The following is an 18,138-nucleotide window of genomic DNA, read 5'->3' as shown; positions in this document are numbered from 1 at the left end:
ATGACGAGGCTACCGACGGGGACGGGGGGTCACGGAAAGCGAGTTCAGGCGTTGTTCATCCGCAGGGCGGTCTCGGAACCACAGACCATACACTCGGTTATCCGGTAGGGTTCGCGGGAGAACTCGCGGTTCTCGCGTTTCTTGCTCTCGGTCCGGAGTTCTATCGAGACGGTATGTGGCGTGTCGCGTCCGCAGTCGTCGCAGGATTCGGTGAGGGCGTCTGCAGACTGATTCGTGATCGACATCAATGCCCTCTGGGTGAGTCAAAGGTATAAAAACCCGATACCGTTATGCGTCGTTCAGACCGTTCAGCCGGCCCCATCGCCGAAGGCGGCCGATATCGGTCGTTTGAAACGGTCTCCGTGGTGTACCGTTCCACCGAAGAACGATGAAACGGTCGTGAACGGCCAAAAAGCATTTATGTGTGAAACCGTCCGGCGGGAAACGAGCGACTAAACGGGGGGAGGGAGTACGCCACGCATGGACCAGGTGTTCGCGCCGTGGCGCATCGAGTGGGTCGAACGCGAGGAGGAGTCCGCGGGCTGTGCGTTCTGTGAACTCCCGGAGCGCGACGACGACCGCGAGGCGCGGGTCGTCGCCCGGAGCGAGCACGCGTTCTGTCTCCTCAACAACGCACCCTACAACCCGGGGCACGCGATGGTGATCCCCTACCGCCACACCGGCGACTACGCAGCCCTCGACGAGGCCGAACTCCTCGACCACTCGCGATTGGTCCAGCGGACGATCCGCGCGGTCGAAGCGGGGCTCGACCCCGACGGGCTGAACACCGGGATGAACCTCGGGGATGCCGCCGGCGGGTCGATCGGCGACCACTGTCACACCCACGTCGTCCCGCGGTGGGCGGGCGACACCAACTTCATGCCGGTGACGAGCGACACGAAGGTCATCGTCGAAGCGATCAACGACACCTACGACCACCTCCGGGCGGCTTTCGCGGATCAGGACGGGACGACCGACCGGGGAACGGACGAGGCGGTCGTCGTCGAGACCGAGACGCCCTGACACGTTCTCGGACAGTCGAAGCGGCTTTGGTTCGCGCTCGCCGAGTTTCGGGTATGGAGCGTGCGGCGGCGGTCAGGCGGATCGGGCTGGTGGTGCTGGGGGCGAACGTCGTCCTCGCCGCCGCGAAGGGCTGGGTCTGGCTCGACACCGGGAGCCTCGCGGTCGGCTCCGAGGCCGTCAACAGCCTGATCGACGCCGCCTACGCCACCGTCGTGCTCGCCGGGCTCTACCTCACCACCCAGCCACCCGACAGCCAGCATCCCCACGGCCACGAGCGGATCGAGCCGTTCGTCGCGCTCGCGATCGCGCTCGCGATCTTCCTCACCGGCGGCACGATCCTCTGGGATTCGGTGACGGCCATCGTTTCGGGTGGCGTCACGGCTACCGAGAGCCCCGCCGCGCTCGTAGTGCTCGCCGCCGCCGCACTCGTCAAGTTCGGGCTCTACCGGTACTGCCTCGCGGCGGGCCGAACCCACGACTCGCCCGCGCTGACCGCGACCGCGCTCGACAACCGTAACGACATCCTCACCGCGAGCGCGGCGTTCGTCGGGGTCCTCGGGGCGCGGTTCGGGTTCCCGATCCTCGACCCGGTCGCCGCCGCCGTGGTCTCGGTGGGGATCCTCCTCACCGGCGTCGAGGTCGTCCGGGACAACGTCCCGTACCTCATCGGCGGTGCACCCTCGGACGAACTCCAGAGTACGATCATCCGGCGCGCGCTCGCTCACCCCGACGTCGAGGGGGCCCACGACGTCATCGCCCACTACGTCGGCCCGGAGATCGACGTCAGCCTCCACATCGAGGTCGAGGGCGACCGCACCCTCTCGGAGGCCCACGACATCGAGAGCGCGGTCGTGGAGTCGATCCGGGCGCTCGACGCGGTCGACGACGTCTTCGTCCACGTCGACCCGAAGGAGCTCGGCGAGTGGAAGGTCGACCCCGAGACCGATCGCCTCGTCCACGGGAGCGACACGCGACCCACGAACGGCGACGACCCGACCCCCGACGGCGTTCGCGAGTAGCCGCGTCGGGACCGGAGGGGCTCACGAGCGGGTAACGACGCGTTTAAACCGCCGGATGAGCGTTTCGTATGTATGGCAACTCTCTACGACGTTCCGGCGGACGCGCTGATCGAGGCGCTCGCCGACCGGCTCGCGGACGAGGTCGAACAGCCCGACTGGGCGCGCTTCACGAAGACCGGCACGGGCCGCGAGCTCCCGCCCGAACAGGACGACTTCTGGGCGACCCGCGCCGCGAGCCTCCTCCGTCGGGTCGCGGTCGACGGCGAGGTCGGCGTCGACCGACTCACCACCGCCTACGGCGGCTCGAAGGGCGGTTCGAACCGATATCAGGTCGCACCCGCCCGGGCGACCGAGGGGAGCGGCAAGATCATCCGAACCATCCTCCAGCAGCTCGAAGAGGCCGGCTACGTCGAGACCGCCGAGGGCGAGGGTCGACGCGTCACCGCCGAGGGCCGAAGCCTCCTCGACGAGACCGCGGGCGACGTGCTCGAAGAGCTCGACCGGCCGGAACTCGAACGCTACGCCTGAACTACGGGAACTTTTTCGACCGCAGTTTCTCACTACCCCCGACGAGTACGTACAGTACGGTTCGGCTCACGACGACCGCGTTCGGCCGCGCCGGAGGTAGGTGATGGCGACGGCGAGCGCGGCGAGCGCCTGGAACACGTACCCCACCACGACGAGCAGCCCGGCGGGACTCCCCGGGCCGGTCGTCGTGACCAGATAGGTCCCGAACGGCACCGCCCACTGACCGCCGACCGCGCAGATCGCCAGGAGGTCGACCCAGCCCTCGAACACCTCGTCGAGCACCATTCCGTAGAACAGCACCGCGAGCGACCCGACCAACAGCGCGGTCGGGATCGCACCGAGCCAGCCGGGGACCGACTGCGCACCACCGTAGAGGATCGGGTCGCGGAGGAGTGCGGTGTAGGACTCGACGACGAACCCGACGGCTAACCCGACGAATCCTGACAGGCGAAGGAGATACGAGAATCGACTCATGGGAATGGGACGAAGTCGCGGACGTTAGACCGTGGTGGTTCCTTCGTCGTCGGCGGCGCTCGCCTCGGCGTTCGAGGAGGTTATCTCCGCGGTGACGGTGCCGTCGGGGTTCGTGACCTCGACGGTGAACGAGATGGTGGCCTCGGCCGCGTCGACGGACGTCCCGCCGATGTTCGTCGTCCCGGACGAGGTGAGCCGCAGCGTGACGTCCTGGCTCTGGGAGGCGCCCTGCGCGACGTTCGTCGGGAAATCGCTGGTCGTGATGTCCGTGCCGTCGATGATCGAGAGCGGCGCACACGTCACGGTCGCCGTCCCGTCGTAGTTGCTCATGTCGTCGGCGTCGAACAAGCTGATGGCGCTTGCGCTCGCGTCCACGACGCCCGTCTCGGAGTAGACGGTGTGAGTCGCGCCGCCGACGTCGGCCACGAGGTCGAAGTCGAAGCCGGAGACACCGCCACCGAAGTCGGCCCAGTCGAGGGCGAACACCGGGGCGACGGTGACGTCTGTCACCTCGCCGGCGTTGGTCGTCACGGGAACGACGCCCTCACCGTTCTCCTCGAAGGTGCTCGCCGCGAGCGAGGGCTGGGTTCCGTACCAGAGCCCGAGTCCGGCGAGTGCGGCCACACCGATCGCCCCAGCCGTCCCCTTCATCAGGTGTCGGCGGGTGAAGAACGTCGTCGGTTCGGTCGATTCGTCGTCGGATCCGGTGCCATCGAACTGAAATGCTGCTTCGTTGCTCATTGTTTTCCTCTACAGCGGCTGATTCATCCGAACAGCCGCGTTGGTCCAGCAAAAACCGCTCGTGGTTTAACTGGCTATCAGTACGAACGGATACACTAGACATATATTTTTCTAAACGTGTCTCAACGATGGTTCAGTTGTTCGCCTCGGAGGACGAGAAGTGTAGGGAGCCGCCGATGACGTCGTTTCGCGACCGACGCGAGGCGTTCCCTCACCAGGGTTCGCTCTTGAGTCCGGCACGGTAGGCGATGAAGTTGGTGCCGAGGTGGAGCAGCGGGGTGAGGACGAGCACGACGACGAGCACCGGCGGGGTGAACGTCGCCGCGAACCAATCGAGCGCGGCGAGCGCGGCGAACACGAGGCTGCCGACCACGAAGTCGTACTGGTCGAGGCCGGGAAAGGCCGCCCCGCGCTCGCGACCCGTCCGGCGTTTGAGCCCCGAGGCGGCGATGTCGCCGACCATCGCGCCGAACGGGAGCGCGACCATCACGAGCGGCGGAAACGTCGGCACCGAGAGGGCGGTCGCGGCCGTGACCGTCGGCGCGAGGGCGTTGAGGACGAGCGCGACCGCCGCGCCGGCGAGGGTGCCGATGGCGGTACCCCGCCAGGTCTTGCCGTCGCCGAGGAGTCGGGCCCCACCGAGGGTTCGGCCGCCGTCGATCGGTCGGCCGCCGCCGGCGAGGACCGCGGCGTTGTTCGGGACGTAGGCCGGCCCCATAGCCCAGACGGCGACGACGATGGTCTCGACGAAGCTCACGGCTTCGAGTCGCCGCGCGGGACTTTAATTCCCGTGGTCCGGGGAACGATACGCCTTTGGCGCTTTGGCAAAATTTGCAGGCATGATCCCACCGATCGCGAACCGGTTCGTCGCCGGCGAGACCCACGAGGCGGTCGTCGACCACGCCCGCGAGCTCGAAACCCACGGGGTCCGAAGCATCTGCAACCTCCTCGGCGAGCACTACACCGCGCCCGAACCCGCGGCCGCCGACCGCGACGCCTACCGCTCGCTCCTCGACGCGATCGCCGCCGCCGACGTCGGCGCGTGTATCTCGGTCAAACCCTCACAGATCGGGCTCGACGTCTCCGAGGACTGCTTTCGCGACAACTTCGAGCAGATCGTCGACCACGCGGAGGAGAGCGGGACGTTCGTCTGGCTCGATATGGAGGACCACTCCACGACCGACCCCACGCTCGACGCCTACACCCACCACGCGGACGAGTACAAGCAGGTCGGGGTCTGCGTCCAGGCCAACCTCAAGCGCACCCCCGAGGACCTCCGTCGGCTCGCCGACTCCCCCGGCAAAGTCCGGCTGGTGAAGGGGGCTTACGACGAACCCGGCCACCTCGCTCACCGGGGGCGTGCGCAGGTCAACGACGCCTACCGCGAGTGTCTCGACGTCATGTTCGAGCGCTTCGACGACGGCATCGCGGTCGCGAGTCACGACGCCGCGATGGTGAAACACGCCGTCGACCGCCACGAGGAGTACGGCACCGACTTCGAGATCCAGATGCTGATGGGGGTCAGAAACGAGGTCCAGTACGACCTCGCCGACCGCTACGACGTCTGGCAGTACGTCCCCTACGGCGGCAAGTGGTTCTCGTACTTCTCGCGCCGGGTGATGGAGCGCCGCGAGAACCTCACGTTCGCCCTCCGTGCGCTGGTCGGTCGATAGGGGAAGCGCTGATAACGCTTCCCGCGTATCTTCGACCGAATGACTTCCCTGCGCCGTGACGCCACGAGCGGCCTGGTCGTGCTCGTCCCGATCATCGTCACGCTCTACGTTCTCGCTTTCATCTACCGGACGATCGCCGGGCTCCCGCTCATCGAGACCATCGAACCCTCGTGGGTCCGGGTCCCGCTCACTTTGCTGGTGTTCGCGGCGCTCGTGCTCGCCATCGGCTACCTGATGCGCACCGCGAGCGGCCCCCTCGTCGAGGAGGCCATCGACGGCGTGATGAACCGGGTGCCGGGTCTCCGGGTGGTCTACAACGCCTCGAAGATGGGGGTCGAAACCGCCGTCACCGGCACCGGCGACCTCCAAGCCCCGGTCAAACTCGAGACCTGGGAGGGCCTCCGGATGACGGCGTTCAAAACCGGCACCCGGACCGACGACGGCCGCGACATTCTCTTTTTACCCACCGCCCCCAACATCACCACCGGCTTCGTCATCGAGGTCACCCCCGACCAGTACGAGGAGACCGACGAACGCGTCGAGGACGCCCTCACGCGCGTGCTGAGCGCGGGTTTCGGCGAGGCCGACGAATCAGGCCTCTCGCCCGCCGGCCGCACGCCGTCGCCGACCGACGACGACTGAACCCCACCTCTTACATCCCCACCTTTTGCTGCGGTCGCTCACTTCGTTCGCTCCCTGGCAAAATGTGGATCAAAAGCCGTCGTCACCCCCTGCGGGGGTTCCTCGGCCCGCTCGCTCCCTCCGGTCGCTCGCGGTACAACGAACTACTCCCTCCGCAACCGCACAGCACCGCACCGCCGAAGCCCTCGGACGCGAAGCGTCCTCGCCCTTCATCCACCAGGAGAGCACCGCTCTCCTGCGCCTCGGCTCGCTCCCGCTCGCCGAGACATCAGGCCCACAACCACATCGCGGCCGCACCACAGCCGCCGGCCGCCCCGCACCCGCGGCCGCACCGCGCCCGCTGGCCGCAGAGCGGGCACGTATTCCTCGAAAAAACAGCTATTCGGTTTTGGTCTTCTCGATGCTGGTCTTCTCGCCACGGTAGATCGCCGCGCCGTCCTGGGCCACCATCTCCACGAGCACCGCACACTTCACTCGCATCGGACTGATGTCCACACCCAGGAGGTCGATCACGTCGTCGCGGTCCAGCTCGTCGAGCTCGTCGAGGGTCATCCCCTGGAGTTCGCTCGTGAGCATGCTCGCGCTGGCCTGGCTGATCGCACAGCCGTCCCCGCGGAACGCCGCCCGCTCGATGGTCTCGCCCTCGTCGTCGAGCTCGATGTCCACCGCGATCTCGTCGCCACACATCGGGTTCTCGCCGATGTGTGAGAAGGTCGGCTCGTCGAGCTCGCCGTAGTTCCGCGGGTTCTTGTAGTGATCGAGTATCTGCTGGCGATACATGTCCGAACCCATGCTCATAGTGAACCCGAGTAGGCCTGTCCGACGCAAAAGGATTCCGGGGATTCAGCCGAACAGCTGCCGCGCGTCGTCGATGGCCGCGATGAGCTCGTCGACCTCCGCCTCCGTGTTGTAGAGGTAGAACGACGCGCGCGCCGAGGCCGCCGTCCCGAGCACGTCGTGGAGCGGCTGGGTGCAGTGGTCGCCCGGCCGGATCGCCACCGCGTGGTCGTTCATGATGCTCGCGAGGTCGTGGGCGTGGACCCCCTCCAGATTGAACGAGACGAGGCCGGCGCGTTCGTCGGCGGGCGGGCCGTAGACCTCGATGTCGTCGGATTCGTCCATCCGGTCCATTGCGTACTCCACGAGCTCGCGTTCGTGGCGGTCGATCCGTTCGAGCCCGACATCGTCGAGGTAGTCGGCGGCCTCGGCGAACCCGATGGCCTCCGCGATGGGGGGCGTGCCCGCCTCGAATTTTTCAGGGACCTCGGCCCACGTCGTCCGGTCGAAGGCGACCTTCCGCACCATCCCGCCGCCGTACATGAACGGCTCCATCGCCGCCAGCAGGTCCTCCTTGCCGTAGAGCCCGCCGATGCCCGTTGGTCCACACATCTTGTGCCCCGAGAAGGCGTAGAAATCCACGTCGAGCGCCTCGACGTCGACCCGCTGGTGTGGCACGGCCTGCGCGCCGTCGACGAAGATGAAACTACCGTGGTCGTGGGCGACCTTGGCGAGGTCGGCGATGGGGTTGATCGTCCCGAGGGTGTTCGAGACGTGCGTCACCGAGACCATCTCGGTGTCGTCAGTGATCAGCTCCTTCGCGTGGTCCATGTCGAGCCGACCCGCGTCGTCGATACCGATGAACTTCACGTCGGCTCCGGTGCGCTCGGCGATCTGTTGCCAGGTCACCAGCGCGGAGTGGTGTTCCATCTCCGAGAGCACCACCTCGTCGCCGGGGCCGAGTTCGCGCAGGCCCCACGCGAAGGCCACGAGGTTCAGCCCCTCGGTGGTGTTCTTCGTGAAGACCATCTCCGAGCGCCCGCCCGAGGCCCCGACGAACTCGGCGAGCCGGTCGTGGGCCTCCTCATAGGCCACCGAGGACTCCTGACTCAAGTGATGGATCCCGCGATGGACGTTGGCGTTCGTCCCCCGGTAGTAGTCGCTCATCGCGTCGACCACCCGGTCGGGGGTCTGGCTCGTGGCGGCGTTGTCGAGGTAGACCACGCGCTGGCCGTCGCCGACCTCGCGTTCGAGGATCGGGAACTCGCTTCGAAGCCGTTCGACGTCGAGCGATTCCTCGGTTTGCGTACTCATCGGCCCCGTTACGCTCCCGAGGCGGAACATTCCTTCGGTCGGTTCGACGTGCTCAGAGCACCCGTCGGGACATCACGACGAGCCCGACCACGAGCAGTCCGATCCCCCAGTAGAGCGAATCGTAGGGGGCGACCTTGAGCAACAGCGTCACTACACCGGAGGTGAACAGCGACCAGCCGATGGTCGTCGAGTAGCTCATGTCCGTACACGCGCCGGTCGACGGATAAGGGCTGAGCCGGCATTCACAAGCGCTCGCGACACGGAACCACCGCTCGGCGAACGGCCGGAATCCCTTTTCGGCGTCGCCTCGAAACCGAGGGTATGCAGACGTGGGTCGCGCTCGTCGAAGCGGTCGACGCGGAGTTCCAGAACCTCCAGGAGCTCGCCTCGCTCTGGGGTGACATCAGTCTCGAACTGGAGGACGTCGACGCCGAACTCGCGGACACCTACGCCCTCCTCGGGCGCTACGACTTCCTCGTGGTCTTCGAAGCCCCGGACCGCGAGACCGTCTTCGAGGTCTCGACGGCCGCCGCCCGCCACGGGCTCGACATGGACACGATGGAGGGCGTTCCGATAGAGGAGTTCGGTGCGCTCGTCGGCGAGTAGCTACCCGAGCCGCAACAGCTGGGCGTGGGCCGTCCCGCCGAGGTCGAGGACGTTCCCCTCCTCGACGAAGCCGTGCTCGACCGCGAGGTCCACCGACTCGGCTCCGACGATGTTCGCCACGCGGGCACGTGCGAGACTCGCCACCACCCGGTCCTCGTCGGCGGGCTCGCCGTCGTAGAACTCCTCGGTCACCTCGAACGGCACGCCGTCGTTGTCGAAGGTCTCGCCGAGGACGGCCTCGTCACACACCGAGACGAGTCGTCCCTCAGGCGTTTCGCGCTCGTTGACGATCACGGACGAGTTCCTCCTCGGCCTGTTCGCGAAGCTCGCGGGCCTCCTCGGCCACCTCCTCCGCGCGGTCGTCCTGACCGGTCTCCTCCAAGGCACGCGCCTTCTCCTCAAGCACCTCGGCGTTTCGGAAACCCAGCCGGAGCGCGTTGTCGAAGTTGTTGAGCGCCTCCTCGGCGAGCCCGCGTTCGAGCAGGAAGAAGCCCCGGTTGTACCAGCCCTGGGCGAAGCGGTGGTCGCGCTCGACCGCCCGCTCGGCGTGGTCGAGCGCCTGTTCCGTCTGACCACTCTCCCAGAGCGCGTAGGCCAGGTTTGTCTCGGCGCTCGCGGCGTGCTCGGAGTCGGCGTCGAGCGAGAGCGCCTCCTGGTAGGCCCCGATGGCGGCGTCGTACTCCTCCAGCTCGGCGTGGGCCGCGCCCTTGTTGACCCACGCCTCCTGTTCGAGGTGGTCGTCCTCGGCGAACCGTGCGGCACGCTCGAAGGTCTCGGTGGCCTGTTCGTACCGGTTGATCTCGATGTAGCTCAGGCCGACGTCGATGAGTTCCTCGACGTCGACGTCGCCGCCGATCTGGCGCTCGTCGAGCAGGTCCGAGAGCACCCGCGAGTCCACCGGGTCGACCTCGCTCGGGTCGACCGCGAGTTCGGGCGGGTCGAGGTCGAACCCCTCGGGGTCGGAAAAGCCCTCACCTTCCGAGAACGGGTGCGAACCACCCTCTCGTTCGTCGTCAGGGTCAGTCATGGCCCGGCCTACGGGATGACCCCGATTAAGGCCTGCGGCCTGTTACGTACTCCATGCGGCTCTTCGTCAGCGTTGGTCTCGGCGGCCTCGAAGACGGGATCGCCACCGTACAGGAACCCCTCGCGGACGCGGGCGGGATCCGCCTCACGGACCCCGACCGCGTTCACGTCACGCTGAAGTTCCTCGGCGAGGTCGACGGATCGCGCGTTTCGGACCTCGTCGGCGCCCTCGAAACCGCGATCGAGGAGAGCGACGTCGACCCGTTCACGACCGAGTTCGGCGGGCTCGGCGCGTTTCCGAGCGCCGAGTACATCCGGGTGGTCTGGGTCGGCGTCCGTACGGGTGGCGACGACCTCACACAGCTCCACGAGGCTATCGAACGGCAGACGGTGGCACTCGGCTTCGACCCCGCCGACCACGCGTTCACGCCGCACGCGACGATAGCTCGAATGGACCACGCCGGCGGGAAGGAACGGGTGCAGCGCGCGCTCCGCGAGACCGACCCGACCGTCGGGGCCCGCGAGGTCGATTCCATCCGTCTTACCGAGAGCGTACTCACCGACGATGGTCCCGAGTACACCACCGTCGAGCGGTTCGAGCTGTAGACACGAGCGCTCGGATTCGGGCCCAATCGAAGTGGGAGCACGGTTGAGGGTCGCCTAAATCTGAAAGGTGGTTGATATGTGTCTCGGTCTCCTCCCGTCGGTATGGAACCGGACCTCCTGGCGGGGCTCACCCTGGTCTTCGTCGCGGGGCTCCTCACCGCGCTCGCGACGGGTCTCGGCGCGGTGCCGTTCTTCTTCGTCGACGACGTGAGCGACCGGACCAACGTCGTGCTCTGGGGGCTCGCCTCGGGGATCATGGTCTCGGCGTCGACGTTCGGGCTGGTCTTCGAGGGGCTCGCGCAGGGCACGCCCGCCGAACTCGCGCTCGGGCTCCTTGCGGGGGTGGCGCTCGTGGTCGTGAGCCAGCGCGTGCTCTCGGACATCGAGGTCCACCCGCGTCACTACGAGGAGGCCGACTATCGGAAACTCCTGCTCATCCTCGGGGTGCTCACGGTCCACAGTTTTCCGGAGGGGGTCGCGGTCGGCGTCTCGTTCGCCGACCTCGACCTCGGGACCGGGATCTCGCTCTTCGGGCTCACGGTGCCGGTGCTCGCGGTGTTCATGACCGTCGCCATCTCGATCCACAACGTGCCGGAGGGCGTCGCGGTCTCGATACCGCTCCGGTCGATGGGCGTCTCGAACCCCCGGATGGTGTGGTGGGCGGTGTTTTCGAGCCTCCCCCAACCCATCGGCGCGGTGGTCGCCTTCTACTTCGTCCGGATCGCGCGCGACCTCCTCGCGGTCGGGTTCGGTTTCGCCGCCGGCGCGATGGTCTACCTCGTGCTCGCGGACTTCATCCCCGAAGCCCGCGAGATAGGGGCAGGACTGCCGGGCGGCGGCCGTCGGGAACTGGCGTTCGGGCTGGCCGTCGGCGTGCTCGTCATGCTCCCGCTGGCGGTCGTCTGAGGCGAGCCGCGTCGGTGAGAAGCAACCAAAAGGACAAAGATATAAGCCGAGGCGGGATAGGACTGCCACCATGAGCAAGAAGTCCAAGGCGAAGAAGAAGCGCCTCGGCAAACTCGAGCGGCAGAACAGTCGCGTGCCGGCGTGGGTCATCATGAAGACCGACCGCGACACGATGCGCAACCCGAAGCGACGCAACTGGCGGCGCTCGGACACCGACGAATGAGCGCCGACGACTTCGAGGAGCGCGTCGTGACGGTGCCGCTCCGCAAGGTCAAGGCCGGGCCCAAACACGAGGGTGCCGACCGCGCCATGACGCTGATCCGCGACCACCTCGCCCAGCACTTCAAGGCCGACCCCGACGCCGTGCGCCTCGACCCCTCGATCAACGAGGCGGTCTGGTCGCGCGGCCGGAAGAAGCCCCCGAGCAAGCTCCGGGTGCGCGCGGCTCGATTCGAGGAGGAAGGCGAGCGGGTCGTCGAAGCAGAACACGCGGAATAACGTGCTCCGCGCGGCCTTTTCCGGTTCGGCGTACGTCGGGGTCTTCGCGAGCGCCACCGACGACTGCCTCCTCGTCAGACCCGACGCGGACGACGACTTCGCTGCGGAACTCGCCGACGAGCTCGGCGTCTCGCCAGTAAAGACCACCGTCGCCGGCTCCGGGACCGTCGGCGCGCTCGTCACCGGCAACTCGAACGGACTGCTCGCGAGCGAACGCATCACCGACGCCGAGCGCGAGCGGATCGCCGACGCGACCGACCTCCCCGTCGCGACGCTCCCCGGTCGGATCAACGCCGCCGGCAACGTCGTGCTGGTCAACGATTCGGGGGCCTACCTCCACCCCGACCTCCCGGACGAGGCCGTTCAGACTGTGGAGGAACACCTCGGGGTCCCGGCCGAGCGCGGCGCGCTCGCGGACGTGCGGACGGTGGGCACCGCGGCGGTCGCCACCGACCGAGGTGTCCTCTGTCACCCTAATTCTACGGACGAGGAACTCGACTACCTCGAAGAACTGCTCGACGTGCCCGCGGATATCGGCACCGTCAACTACGGTGCACCGCTCGTCGGGTCGGGACTGCTCGCCAACGAGAACGGCTACGTCGTCGGGCGGGACAGCACGGGGCCCGAGCTCGGCCGGATCGAGGACGCGCTCGGCTACATCGACGGCTGAGACCGCGCGAGTCCCGACGGCTCGACCGTCGTCCGACGAGAGGACAAGGTTCTTCCGACGTGCTCACCCAGCCCCGGGTATGGATACGTTCGTTGCTACGTTCGGGACCGGAGTCGAAGCACGCGCCACGGAGGGCGGCCGATGAGCCTCGGTGGTGGCGGCGGTGGCGGTCAGCTCGAACAGCTCTCCCAGGAGCTCGACGTGCTCGAACAGCAAAAGGAGGCGATGGAGGCCGAGATCGAGGGCTTCCGTGACGAACAATCGGAGATCGACGAGGCCACCGAGGCGCTCGACGCGCTCGAAAGCGGCTCGACGGTGCAGGTCCCGCTCGGCGGCGACGCCTACGTCCGTGCCGAGATCCAGGACCTCGACGAGACGGTCGTGAGCCTCGGCGGCGGCTACGCGGCCGAGCAGGACGAGGCGGGTGCGGTCGAGACCCTCGAACGCAAACGCGAGGCGCTCGACGACCGGATCGCGGAGGTCGAAGCGGAGATCGAGGAGGTCGAGTCCGAGCGCGACCAGCTCGAACAGCAGGCCCAGCAGCTCCAACAACAGCAGATGCAACAGCTCCAGGGACAGATGGGTGGCCTGGGCGGGGAATCGGACGACGAATAGGCGATGTTCGACGGACTCAAGGACCGGCTCAGCAGCTTCCGGGACGACGCCGAGGAGGAGATCGACGACGCGGCGGCGGAGGCCGACGAGACCGACGAAACGGCAGCCGCGGCCGAACCCGACGAAACGGTCGTGGAGTCCGAAACGACGACCACCGAATCGGAGGCGGCTCCCGAACCCGAACCGTCGGTCGAGAACGAACCCACGCTCGATGGGGCCGAACCGGAGGCAGCCGAGGACGAGCCGTCGCCGCTCGGGGCGGATACGGACACCGACCCTTCGGAATCCTCTAGCCTCGACGACCCTGCTGGATCCGTCGATTCCGGCGACTCGACGGACTCGGAGTCGACCGACGACCCCGCCGAGTCCATAGAAGCGTCGGTCGACGAGCCGACCGCGCCCGCCGTGGAGACGAACGAGTCGGACGCCGCTGCAGCCGAACCGGTCGAGGAGACGCCAGCGACGGAAGCGGCGGAGACGACGGACGCCGAGGCGGACGACGACCAGCCCGAGCGTCGGCGGACCCGGCTGAACCGGCCGACGACGGTTCCGGACGAGGAGGAATCGGAGAACGAGAACCTCGGGTTCGGGACGCGCGCGAAGCTGTTCGCCACCGGCCAGTCGCTGATCGAGGCCGCCGAACTCGAAGGACCGCTGTTCGAGCTGGAGATGGCGCTGCTCGAGAGCGACGTCGAGATGACGGTGACGGAGGCGATCCTCGACCGGCTCCGCGAGGAGCTCACCGGCGCGACGCGCGCCCAGGTCAAGGGTACGGGCACGGTGGTCGAGGAGGCGCTCGCCGAGTCCCTTCGAGAAGTCATCAGCGTCGGGCAGTTCGACTTCGACCAGCGGATCGCCGAGGCCGACAAACCCGTGACGATCGTGTTCACGGGGGTCAACGGGGTCGGGAAGACGACCTCGATCGCGAAGCTCGCACGCTACTTCGAGGAGCGCGGCCTCTCGACCGTGCTCGCGAACGGCGACACCTACCGGGCGGGCGCGAACCAGCAGTTGGCCGAACACGCCGAGAACCTGGGGAAGAAGGTCATCGCCCACGACCAGGGCTCGGACCCGGCCGCGGTGCTCTACGACGCCGTCGAGTACGCCGAAGCCCACGACATCGACGTCGTGCTCGGGGACACCGCGGGTCGACTCCACACCTCGAACGACCTGATGGCCCAGCTCGAGAAGATCGACCGCGTGGTTGATCCGGACATGACGATCTTCGTCGACGAGGCCGTCGCGGGCCAGGACGCCACCAACCGCGCCCGGGAGTTCGACGACGCCGCGACGATCGACGGCGCGATCCTCGCGAAGGCCGACGCCGATTCGCAGGGTGGAGCGGCGATCTCGATCGCCCACGTCACCGGCAAGCCGGTGTTGTTCCTGGGCACCGGCCAGGGCTACGACGACATCGAGCGATTCGAGCCCGACGTGCTCGTCGACCGACTCCTCGGCGACGACGACTGAGGTGTACCGCCCGGGCCACGTCGGCGTCGGGTTGCTGTGCTACGCGCCGGTCAGCTACTTCCTCCTTTCTGCGGGTCGGGTCGCGCTGGCCGTCGCGGGGTTCGTCGTCGTGGTCTGGTTCGCGATGGTGCCCGACCTCGATATGCGGACCCGGTTGCTCACCCACCGGGGCGCGACCCACACGCTGGCGTTCGCCGTTCTCTTCGGGCTCGCTTGCGGCGCGGGCGGCTGGGTTCTCGGGACGCGACTCGTCGGGTTCGGGCCACGCCTCCTCGCGGGCTTCGGTGGTTTCCTCGGCGCGTTGGTCGTCCTCGCCCACCTCTTCGCGGACTGGCTGACGCCGATGGGGATCGCCCCGTTCTGGCCGGTTTCGTCGCGACGGTACTCGCTCGGTCTCGTGACCGCCGCGAACGGGGGTGCGAACGCCCTCCTTCTCCTCCTCGGTGCTGGTGCGACCGCCGTCGTCCTTCGGCTCGTCGGGCTGATCTGAGACCGAACGGTCGACTCTCGTCGCCGGAATCGGAAGACATACGCGTACGAGCGACGAAATCGACTGTATGAGCGGTTCGCTCCCGACCGGGTATCTCGACCAGTCGACCCTCCGGGACCGGATCGACGCCGACGAACTGCCCGCGTGGGCGGTCGAGCAGTACGAAACCTTTCGAGCGACGATGCTCGACACCGACGCGCCCTTTCCCTGCTACTTCGGGGTCGAGAGCGAGGCGACCGGGATGGCGCGCTACGCGTTCTGTGAATCGACGACGGACGAGGACGCACTCGCGGGCCTCCGGGAGACGCTGTACGAGTACGTGAAGACCTTCGATTCCTTGGGTGAACGCGTCTCGCTCGTGGTCTTCTTCGCGCCGCCCCAGCGTTCGCTGACCGAAGCGGCGTACGGCGAGCGACTCTGGGGGGTGCTGCAGTACCTCCACGACACCGACCCGGAGCCGTGGCCCTACGAGATCCCGGCCGACCCCGACGACCCCCACTGGGAGTTCTGCTTCGGCGGAGTGGCGATGTTTCCGACGGCGCGCGCGCCGTTCTACGAGGAGCGCCGGAGTCGCCACAACCCGCACGGGCTGGAGATCACCTTCCAGCCGCGGGCGATCTTCGAGGGAATCACCGGCGACACCGCGGCGGGCCGGCGGGCGCGCGAGGTCATCCGTGAGCGCGCCGACGAGTACGACGCGGTCTGTCCCCACGCCGATCTCGGCGACTGGGGGAATCCCGACGACCGCGAGTGGAAGCAGTACCTCCTGCCGGAGGCCGAGGGCGAGAGTCACGAGGTCTGTCCGCTCGACATCACGAAACCATGAGCCACGAGACGCTTCCCGACGACGCCGTCCTCCTGCTGGTCGACGTCCAGCAAGGGTTCGAGGAACCGGGCTGGGGCGAGCGGAACAACCCCGACTGCGAGAAGCGTATTAGTGACCTCCTCGCCGCGTGGCGACGGTCCGAGCGCCCGGTGATCCACGTCCGGCACTGCTCGACCGAGCCGGACTCGCCGCTCCGGCCCGATAGACCTGGGAACGCGTTCAAGTCCGTGGCCGAACCCGAGGCTGGCGAGCCAGTGGTCGAGAAGTCGGTCAACAGCGCGTTCGTCGGGACCGACCTCGAAGACCGACTTCGCGAGGCGGGCCACGACACCCTCGTGGTCGTGGGCCTCACGACCGACCACTGCGTCTCGACCACCGTCCGGATGGCCGCGAACCTCGGATTCCGGGTGGTCGTGGTGGCCGACGCGACCGCGACCCACGAGCGGGTCGGCTACGACGGCGCGACCTACGATGCCGAACAGAGCCACCGCCTCGCGCTCGCCCACCTCAACGAGGAGTTCGCGACGATTGTAGAGGCCGACGCGTTGCTGTAGCGGTCGGCGCGCGCTCGCGATCGGTCCGAACGACAGTGAGAGCCGATCGCGGACATTGTGCGAGGGATGAGCGAGTGAGGACGGAGTCCGAGCGAAGCGAGTCGGGTGGGGAGGTGTGTGGTCGGTGCGGTGCGGGGCGGTGGTGGTAGTGCTGGTAGTGGTTGTACTGCGAGCGAACGGAGTGAGCGAGCAGCCTTTTTAGCCCAGGTTTTTGCGAGGAGTGGTGCGTGAGCGAAGCGAGCGCACCCGACGAGGAAAAAAGTGGGTGTCCAGAAGGGCTTTAGGAACCACACGGCGTAGTGGTGGCAAATGGTACTCGACGACCTCGGGAGTTCCCTCCGGGGAACCCTCAACCGACTCCAGGGCAAGACCCGCCTCGACGCCGACGACGTCGAGGAGGTCGTCCGGGAGATCCAGCGCTCGCTGATCCAAGCCGACGTCGAGATCAGCCTCGTGATGGACCTCTCCGACCGGATCGAGGACCGCGCGCTCAACGAGGAGCCGCCCGGCGGCACGACAGCGCGGGACTTCGTCCTCCGGATCGTCTACGAGGAGATGGTCGACCTCGTCGGGGAGAGCACGGATCTCCCGCTCGAATCCCAGACCATCCTGCTTGCGGGGCTCCAGGGCTCGGGGAAGACCACCACCGCCGCGAAGATGGCGTGGTGGTTCTCGAAGAAGGGGCTCCGGCCCGCCGTCATCCAGACCGACACCTTCCGGCCGGGTGCCTACGACCAGTCGAAGCAGATGGCCGAACGCGCGGAGGTCTCGTTCTACGGCGACCCCGACAGCGACGACCCGGTCGAGATCGCCCGCGAAGGGCTCGCGGCCGCCGACGAAGCCGAGGTCAAGATCGTCGATACCGCGGGGCGGCACGCGCTCGAAGACGACCTGATCGACGAGATCCGCGCGATCGACGACGTCGTCGAGCCCGATCGGAGCTTGCTGGTGATGGACGCCGCGATCGGGCAGGGGGCGAAGGACCAGGCCCGGCGCTTCGAGGACGCCATCGGGATCGATGGTGTCGTGATCACCAAACTCGACGGGACCGCGAAGGGTGGCGGGGCGCTGACCGCCGTCAACGAGACCGACTCCTCGATCGCGTTTCTCGGGACCGGCGAGACGGTACAGGACGTCGAGCGGTTCGAGCCCAATGGTTTCATCTCCCGACTGCTCGGGATGGGCGACCTCAAGCAGCTCGCCGAGCGGGTCGAGCGCGCGATGGAGACCACCGACGACGAGGAGGACTGGGACCCCGAGGACATCCTCCAGGGCCAGTTCACCCTGAAGGATATGCGCCACCAGATGGACGCGATGAACAAGATGGGACCGCTGGACCAGGTCCTCGATATGATCCCCGGACTCGGCGGCGGGCTGAAGGACCAGCTCCCCGACGACGCGATGGACGTCACCCAGGACCGAATGCGGAGCTTCGACGTCGTGATGGACTCGATGACGGATTCGGAGCTCGAAAATCCCCGTTCGGTGGGCGCGAGCCAGACCCGCCGGATCGCCCGCGGGAGTGGCCAGCCCGAAGAACGCGTTCGGGAGCTCCTCGAACAACACCGGATGATGGAACGTACCCTGAAACAGTTCCAGGGGATGGGCGACGCCGACATGCAGCGGATGATGAAGCGGATGGAGCAGGGCGACGGCGGCGGTGGCGGCATGGGCGGGATG

The 18,138-nt window shown here is 67.5% G+C and carries 26 protein-coding genes; 17 read left to right on the top strand and 9 right to left on the bottom strand.

The genetic code is table 11. From position 1 onward, the window contains the following. Positions 1-44 precede the first annotated feature (44 nt). Positions 45-245, bottom strand: coding sequence for a hypothetical protein (locus D3261_RS18325; protein WP_120074880.1), 201 nt, complete (start codon positions 243-245; stop codon positions 45-47). Positions 246-480: 235 nt separating this feature from the next. Between D3261_RS18325 and D3261_RS18320 the strand changes: the two genes are divergently transcribed. The 3 genes from D3261_RS18320 (at position 481) to D3261_RS18310 (ending at position 2,570) form a co-directional block, all read left to right on the top strand. Then, positions 481-1,023: an HIT domain-containing protein gene (locus D3261_RS18320; protein ID WP_120074878.1), complete on the top strand. Its 543-nt coding sequence runs from the start codon at positions 481-483 to the stop codon at positions 1,021-1,023. 53 nt (positions 1,024-1,076) lie between these two features. Further along, positions 1,077-2,042 carry a cation diffusion facilitator family transporter gene (locus tag D3261_RS18315; RefSeq protein WP_120074876.1) on the top strand — a complete coding sequence of 322 codons (966 nt, stop codon included), beginning with the start codon at positions 1,077-1,079 and terminating at the stop codon, positions 2,040-2,042. 72 nt (positions 2,043-2,114) lie between these two features. Continuing rightward, on the top strand, positions 2,115-2,570 hold the full coding sequence (locus tag D3261_RS18310; RefSeq protein ID WP_120074875.1) for a 30S ribosomal protein S19e: 456 nt from the start codon (positions 2,115-2,117) through the stop codon (positions 2,568-2,570). A gap of 66 nt (positions 2,571-2,636) precedes the next feature. Here the strand turns inward: D3261_RS18310 and D3261_RS18305 are convergent, their stop codons facing one another. The 3 genes from D3261_RS18305 to D3261_RS18295 all read right to left on the bottom strand — a co-directional run bounded on the left by D3261_RS18305 (position 2,637) and on the right by D3261_RS18295 (position 4,542). Beyond that, positions 2,637-3,044, bottom strand: coding sequence for a hypothetical protein (locus D3261_RS18305; RefSeq protein WP_120074873.1), 408 nt, complete (start codon positions 3,042-3,044; stop codon positions 2,637-2,639). 24 nt (positions 3,045-3,068) lie between these two features. After that, entirely contained in the window at positions 3,069-3,785 is a 717-nt protein-coding gene (locus tag D3261_RS18300; RefSeq protein ID WP_120074871.1) for a twin-arginine translocation signal domain-containing protein, read from the bottom strand. 211 nt (positions 3,786-3,996) lie between these two features. After that, the gene (locus D3261_RS18295) at positions 3,997-4,542 is read right to left on the bottom strand and encodes a CDP-2,3-bis-(O-geranylgeranyl)-sn-glycerol synthase (RefSeq protein ID WP_120074869.1); all 546 of its coding nucleotides are present in this window, start codon (positions 4,540-4,542) and stop codon (positions 3,997-3,999) included. An 82-nt stretch (positions 4,543-4,624) separates the two neighbouring features. Between D3261_RS18295 and D3261_RS18290 the strand changes: the two genes are divergently transcribed. Then, complete coding sequence (locus D3261_RS18290) at positions 4,625-5,458, top strand: proline dehydrogenase family protein (RefSeq protein WP_120074867.1); 834 nt, start codon at positions 4,625-4,627, stop codon at positions 5,456-5,458. Positions 5,459-5,497: 39 nt separating this feature from the next. Beyond that, on the top strand, positions 5,498-6,100 hold the full coding sequence (locus D3261_RS18285; protein WP_120074865.1) for a DUF502 domain-containing protein: 603 nt from the start codon (positions 5,498-5,500) through the stop codon (positions 6,098-6,100). Between the two features lie 378 nt (positions 6,101-6,478). Here the strand turns inward: D3261_RS18285 and D3261_RS18280 are convergent, their stop codons facing one another. The 3 genes from D3261_RS18280 to D3261_RS20455 are packed head-to-tail and all read right to left on the bottom strand — an operon-like array spanning position 6,479 to position 8,390. Further along, a complete protein-coding gene (locus D3261_RS18280) occupies positions 6,479-6,898 on the bottom strand; it encodes an iron-sulfur cluster assembly scaffold protein (protein WP_120074863.1) in 420 nt (139 codons plus the stop codon). A 45-nt stretch (positions 6,899-6,943) separates the two neighbouring features. After that, the gene (locus tag D3261_RS18275; protein ID WP_120074882.1) at positions 6,944-8,191 is read right to left on the bottom strand and encodes an aminotransferase class V-fold PLP-dependent enzyme; all 1,248 of its coding nucleotides are present in this window, start codon (positions 8,189-8,191) and stop codon (positions 6,944-6,946) included. Positions 8,192-8,243: 52 nt separating this feature from the next. Next, positions 8,244-8,390 carry a hypothetical protein gene (locus tag D3261_RS20455; protein ID WP_199694069.1) on the bottom strand — a complete coding sequence of 49 codons (147 nt, stop codon included), beginning with the start codon at positions 8,388-8,390 and terminating at the stop codon, positions 8,244-8,246. Positions 8,391-8,512: 122 nt separating this feature from the next. Here D3261_RS20455 and D3261_RS18270 point away from each other — a divergent pair, with 122 nt between their 5' ends. Then, positions 8,513-8,797 (top strand): GYD domain-containing protein, encoded by a 285-nt coding sequence (locus D3261_RS18270; RefSeq protein ID WP_120074861.1) that lies wholly within the window; start codon positions 8,513-8,515, stop codon positions 8,795-8,797. On the opposite strand, the gene D3261_RS18265 is transcribed toward D3261_RS18270, so the two are convergent. Together D3261_RS18265 and D3261_RS18260 are read right to left on the bottom strand one after the other, a co-directional pair. Next, complete coding sequence (locus D3261_RS18265; protein WP_120074859.1) at positions 8,798-9,091, bottom strand: DUF424 domain-containing protein; 294 nt, start codon at positions 9,089-9,091, stop codon at positions 8,798-8,800. It abuts the gene before it with no gap. After that, on the bottom strand, positions 9,063-9,824 hold the full coding sequence (locus D3261_RS18260) for a tetratricopeptide repeat protein (RefSeq protein ID WP_120074857.1): 762 nt from the start codon (positions 9,822-9,824) through the stop codon (positions 9,063-9,065). The genes D3261_RS18265 and D3261_RS18260 overlap by 29 nt, the downstream gene beginning before the upstream one ends. A gap of 53 nt (positions 9,825-9,877) precedes the next feature. Between D3261_RS18260 and thpR the strand changes: the two genes are divergently transcribed. From thpR to D3261_RS18205, 11 genes are all read left to right on the top strand, one after another. Further along, positions 9,878-10,429: an RNA 2',3'-cyclic phosphodiesterase gene (gene thpR / locus D3261_RS18255; RefSeq protein ID WP_120074855.1), complete on the top strand. Its 552-nt coding sequence runs from the start codon at positions 9,878-9,880 to the stop codon at positions 10,427-10,429. A gap of 102 nt (positions 10,430-10,531) precedes the next feature. Further along, positions 10,532-11,335 carry a ZIP family metal transporter gene (locus tag D3261_RS18250; RefSeq protein WP_120074853.1) on the top strand — a complete coding sequence of 268 codons (804 nt, stop codon included), beginning with the start codon at positions 10,532-10,534 and terminating at the stop codon, positions 11,333-11,335. Between the two features lie 70 nt (positions 11,336-11,405). Further along, positions 11,406-11,558, top strand: a complete 153-nt coding sequence (locus D3261_RS18245) for a 50S ribosomal protein L39e (RefSeq protein WP_007690961.1) — start codon at positions 11,406-11,408, stop codon at positions 11,556-11,558. Continuing rightward, on the top strand, positions 11,555-11,833 hold the full coding sequence (locus D3261_RS18240; RefSeq protein WP_120074851.1) for a 50S ribosomal protein L31e: 279 nt from the start codon (positions 11,555-11,557) through the stop codon (positions 11,831-11,833). The genes D3261_RS18245 and D3261_RS18240 overlap by 4 nt, the downstream gene beginning before the upstream one ends. Position 11,834: 1 nt before the next feature. Continuing rightward, positions 11,835-12,503: a translation initiation factor IF-6 gene (locus D3261_RS18235; protein ID WP_120074849.1), complete on the top strand. Its 669-nt coding sequence runs from the start codon at positions 11,835-11,837 to the stop codon at positions 12,501-12,503. A gap of 141 nt (positions 12,504-12,644) precedes the next feature. Then, positions 12,645-13,118: a prefoldin subunit alpha gene (gene pfdA, locus D3261_RS18230; RefSeq protein WP_120074847.1), complete on the top strand. Its 474-nt coding sequence runs from the start codon at positions 12,645-12,647 to the stop codon at positions 13,116-13,118. 3 nt (positions 13,119-13,121) lie between these two features. Beyond that, the gene (gene ftsY / locus D3261_RS18225) at positions 13,122-14,588 is read left to right on the top strand and encodes a signal recognition particle-docking protein FtsY (protein ID WP_120074845.1); all 1,467 of its coding nucleotides are present in this window, start codon (positions 13,122-13,124) and stop codon (positions 14,586-14,588) included. A 1-nt stretch (position 14,589) separates the two neighbouring features. Next, positions 14,590-15,078, top strand: coding sequence for a metal-dependent hydrolase (locus tag D3261_RS18220; protein ID WP_120074843.1), 489 nt, complete (start codon positions 14,590-14,592; stop codon positions 15,076-15,078). Positions 15,079-15,145: 67 nt separating this feature from the next. Then, the gene (locus D3261_RS18215) at positions 15,146-15,904 is read left to right on the top strand and encodes a YqcI/YcgG family protein (protein WP_120074841.1); all 759 of its coding nucleotides are present in this window, start codon (positions 15,146-15,148) and stop codon (positions 15,902-15,904) included. After that, the gene (locus D3261_RS18210) at positions 15,901-16,458 is read left to right on the top strand and encodes a cysteine hydrolase family protein (RefSeq protein ID WP_120074839.1); all 558 of its coding nucleotides are present in this window, start codon (positions 15,901-15,903) and stop codon (positions 16,456-16,458) included. Before D3261_RS18215 ends, D3261_RS18210 begins: the two co-directional genes overlap by 4 nt. 309 nt (positions 16,459-16,767) lie before the next feature. Then, the coding region (locus D3261_RS18205) for a signal recognition particle protein Srp54 (RefSeq protein WP_120074837.1) at positions 16,768-18,138 on the top strand (1,371 nt) is incomplete at its 3' end.

Origin of the sequence: Halococcus sp. IIIV-5B (genome assembly GCF_003602035.1) — an archaeon.
GTDB lineage: Archaea > Halobacteriota > Halobacteria > Halobacteriales > Halococcaceae > Halococcus > Halococcus salsus.
Note: the sequence above shows the minus strand (reverse complement) of the source record. Positions and strands in the feature narration are given on the sequence as shown.

What these genes read in the sequence shown, in the direction of transcription:
- D3261_RS18260 (WP_120074857.1), bottom strand. Translation starts at nt 9,824, where the DNA reads ATGACTGACCCTGACGACGAACGAGAGGGTGGTTCGCACCCGTTCTCG.
- D3261_RS18290 (WP_120074867.1), top strand. Translation starts at nt 4,625, where the DNA reads ATGATCCCACCGATCGCGAACCGGTTCGTCGCCGGCGAGACCCACGAG.
- D3261_RS18210 (WP_120074839.1), top strand. Translation starts at nt 15,901, where the DNA reads ATGAGCCACGAGACGCTTCCCGACGACGCCGTCCTCCTGCTGGTCGAC.
- D3261_RS18315 (WP_120074876.1), top strand. Translation starts at nt 1,077, where the DNA reads ATGGAGCGTGCGGCGGCGGTCAGGCGGATCGGGCTGGTGGTGCTGGGG.
- D3261_RS18270 (WP_120074861.1), top strand. Translation starts at nt 8,513, where the DNA reads ATGCAGACGTGGGTCGCGCTCGTCGAAGCGGTCGACGCGGAGTTCCAG.
- D3261_RS18320 (WP_120074878.1), top strand. Translation starts at nt 481, where the DNA reads ATGGACCAGGTGTTCGCGCCGTGGCGCATCGAGTGGGTCGAACGCGAG.
- D3261_RS18245 (WP_007690961.1), top strand. Translation starts at nt 11,406, where the DNA reads ATGAGCAAGAAGTCCAAGGCGAAGAAGAAGCGCCTCGGCAAACTCGAG.
- thpR (WP_120074855.1), top strand. Translation starts at nt 9,878, where the DNA reads ATGCGGCTCTTCGTCAGCGTTGGTCTCGGCGGCCTCGAAGACGGGATC.
- ftsY (WP_120074845.1), top strand. Translation starts at nt 13,122, where the DNA reads ATGTTCGACGGACTCAAGGACCGGCTCAGCAGCTTCCGGGACGACGCC.
- D3261_RS18305 (WP_120074873.1), bottom strand. Translation starts at nt 3,044, where the DNA reads ATGAGTCGATTCTCGTATCTCCTTCGCCTGTCAGGATTCGTCGGGTTA.
- D3261_RS18275 (WP_120074882.1), bottom strand. Translation starts at nt 8,191, where the DNA reads ATGAGTACGCAAACCGAGGAATCGCTCGACGTCGAACGGCTTCGAAGC.
- D3261_RS18300 (WP_120074871.1), bottom strand. Translation starts at nt 3,785, where the DNA reads ATGAGCAACGAAGCAGCATTTCAGTTCGATGGCACCGGATCCGACGAC.
- D3261_RS18240 (WP_120074851.1), top strand. Translation starts at nt 11,555, where the DNA reads ATGAGCGCCGACGACTTCGAGGAGCGCGTCGTGACGGTGCCGCTCCGC.
- D3261_RS18310 (WP_120074875.1), top strand. Translation starts at nt 2,115, where the DNA reads ATGGCAACTCTCTACGACGTTCCGGCGGACGCGCTGATCGAGGCGCTC.
- D3261_RS18285 (WP_120074865.1), top strand. Translation starts at nt 5,498, where the DNA reads ATGACTTCCCTGCGCCGTGACGCCACGAGCGGCCTGGTCGTGCTCGTC.
- D3261_RS20455 (WP_199694069.1), bottom strand. Translation starts at nt 8,390, where the DNA reads ATGAGCTACTCGACGACCATCGGCTGGTCGCTGTTCACCTCCGGTGTA.
- D3261_RS18250 (WP_120074853.1), top strand. Translation starts at nt 10,532, where the DNA reads ATGGAACCGGACCTCCTGGCGGGGCTCACCCTGGTCTTCGTCGCGGGG.
- D3261_RS18215 (WP_120074841.1), top strand. Translation starts at nt 15,146, where the DNA reads ATGAGCGGTTCGCTCCCGACCGGGTATCTCGACCAGTCGACCCTCCGG.
- D3261_RS18280 (WP_120074863.1), bottom strand. Translation starts at nt 6,898, where the DNA reads ATGAGCATGGGTTCGGACATGTATCGCCAGCAGATACTCGATCACTAC.
- D3261_RS18325 (WP_120074880.1), bottom strand. Translation starts at nt 245, where the DNA reads ATGTCGATCACGAATCAGTCTGCAGACGCCCTCACCGAATCCTGCGAC.
- pfdA (WP_120074847.1), top strand. Translation starts at nt 12,645, where the DNA reads ATGAGCCTCGGTGGTGGCGGCGGTGGCGGTCAGCTCGAACAGCTCTCC.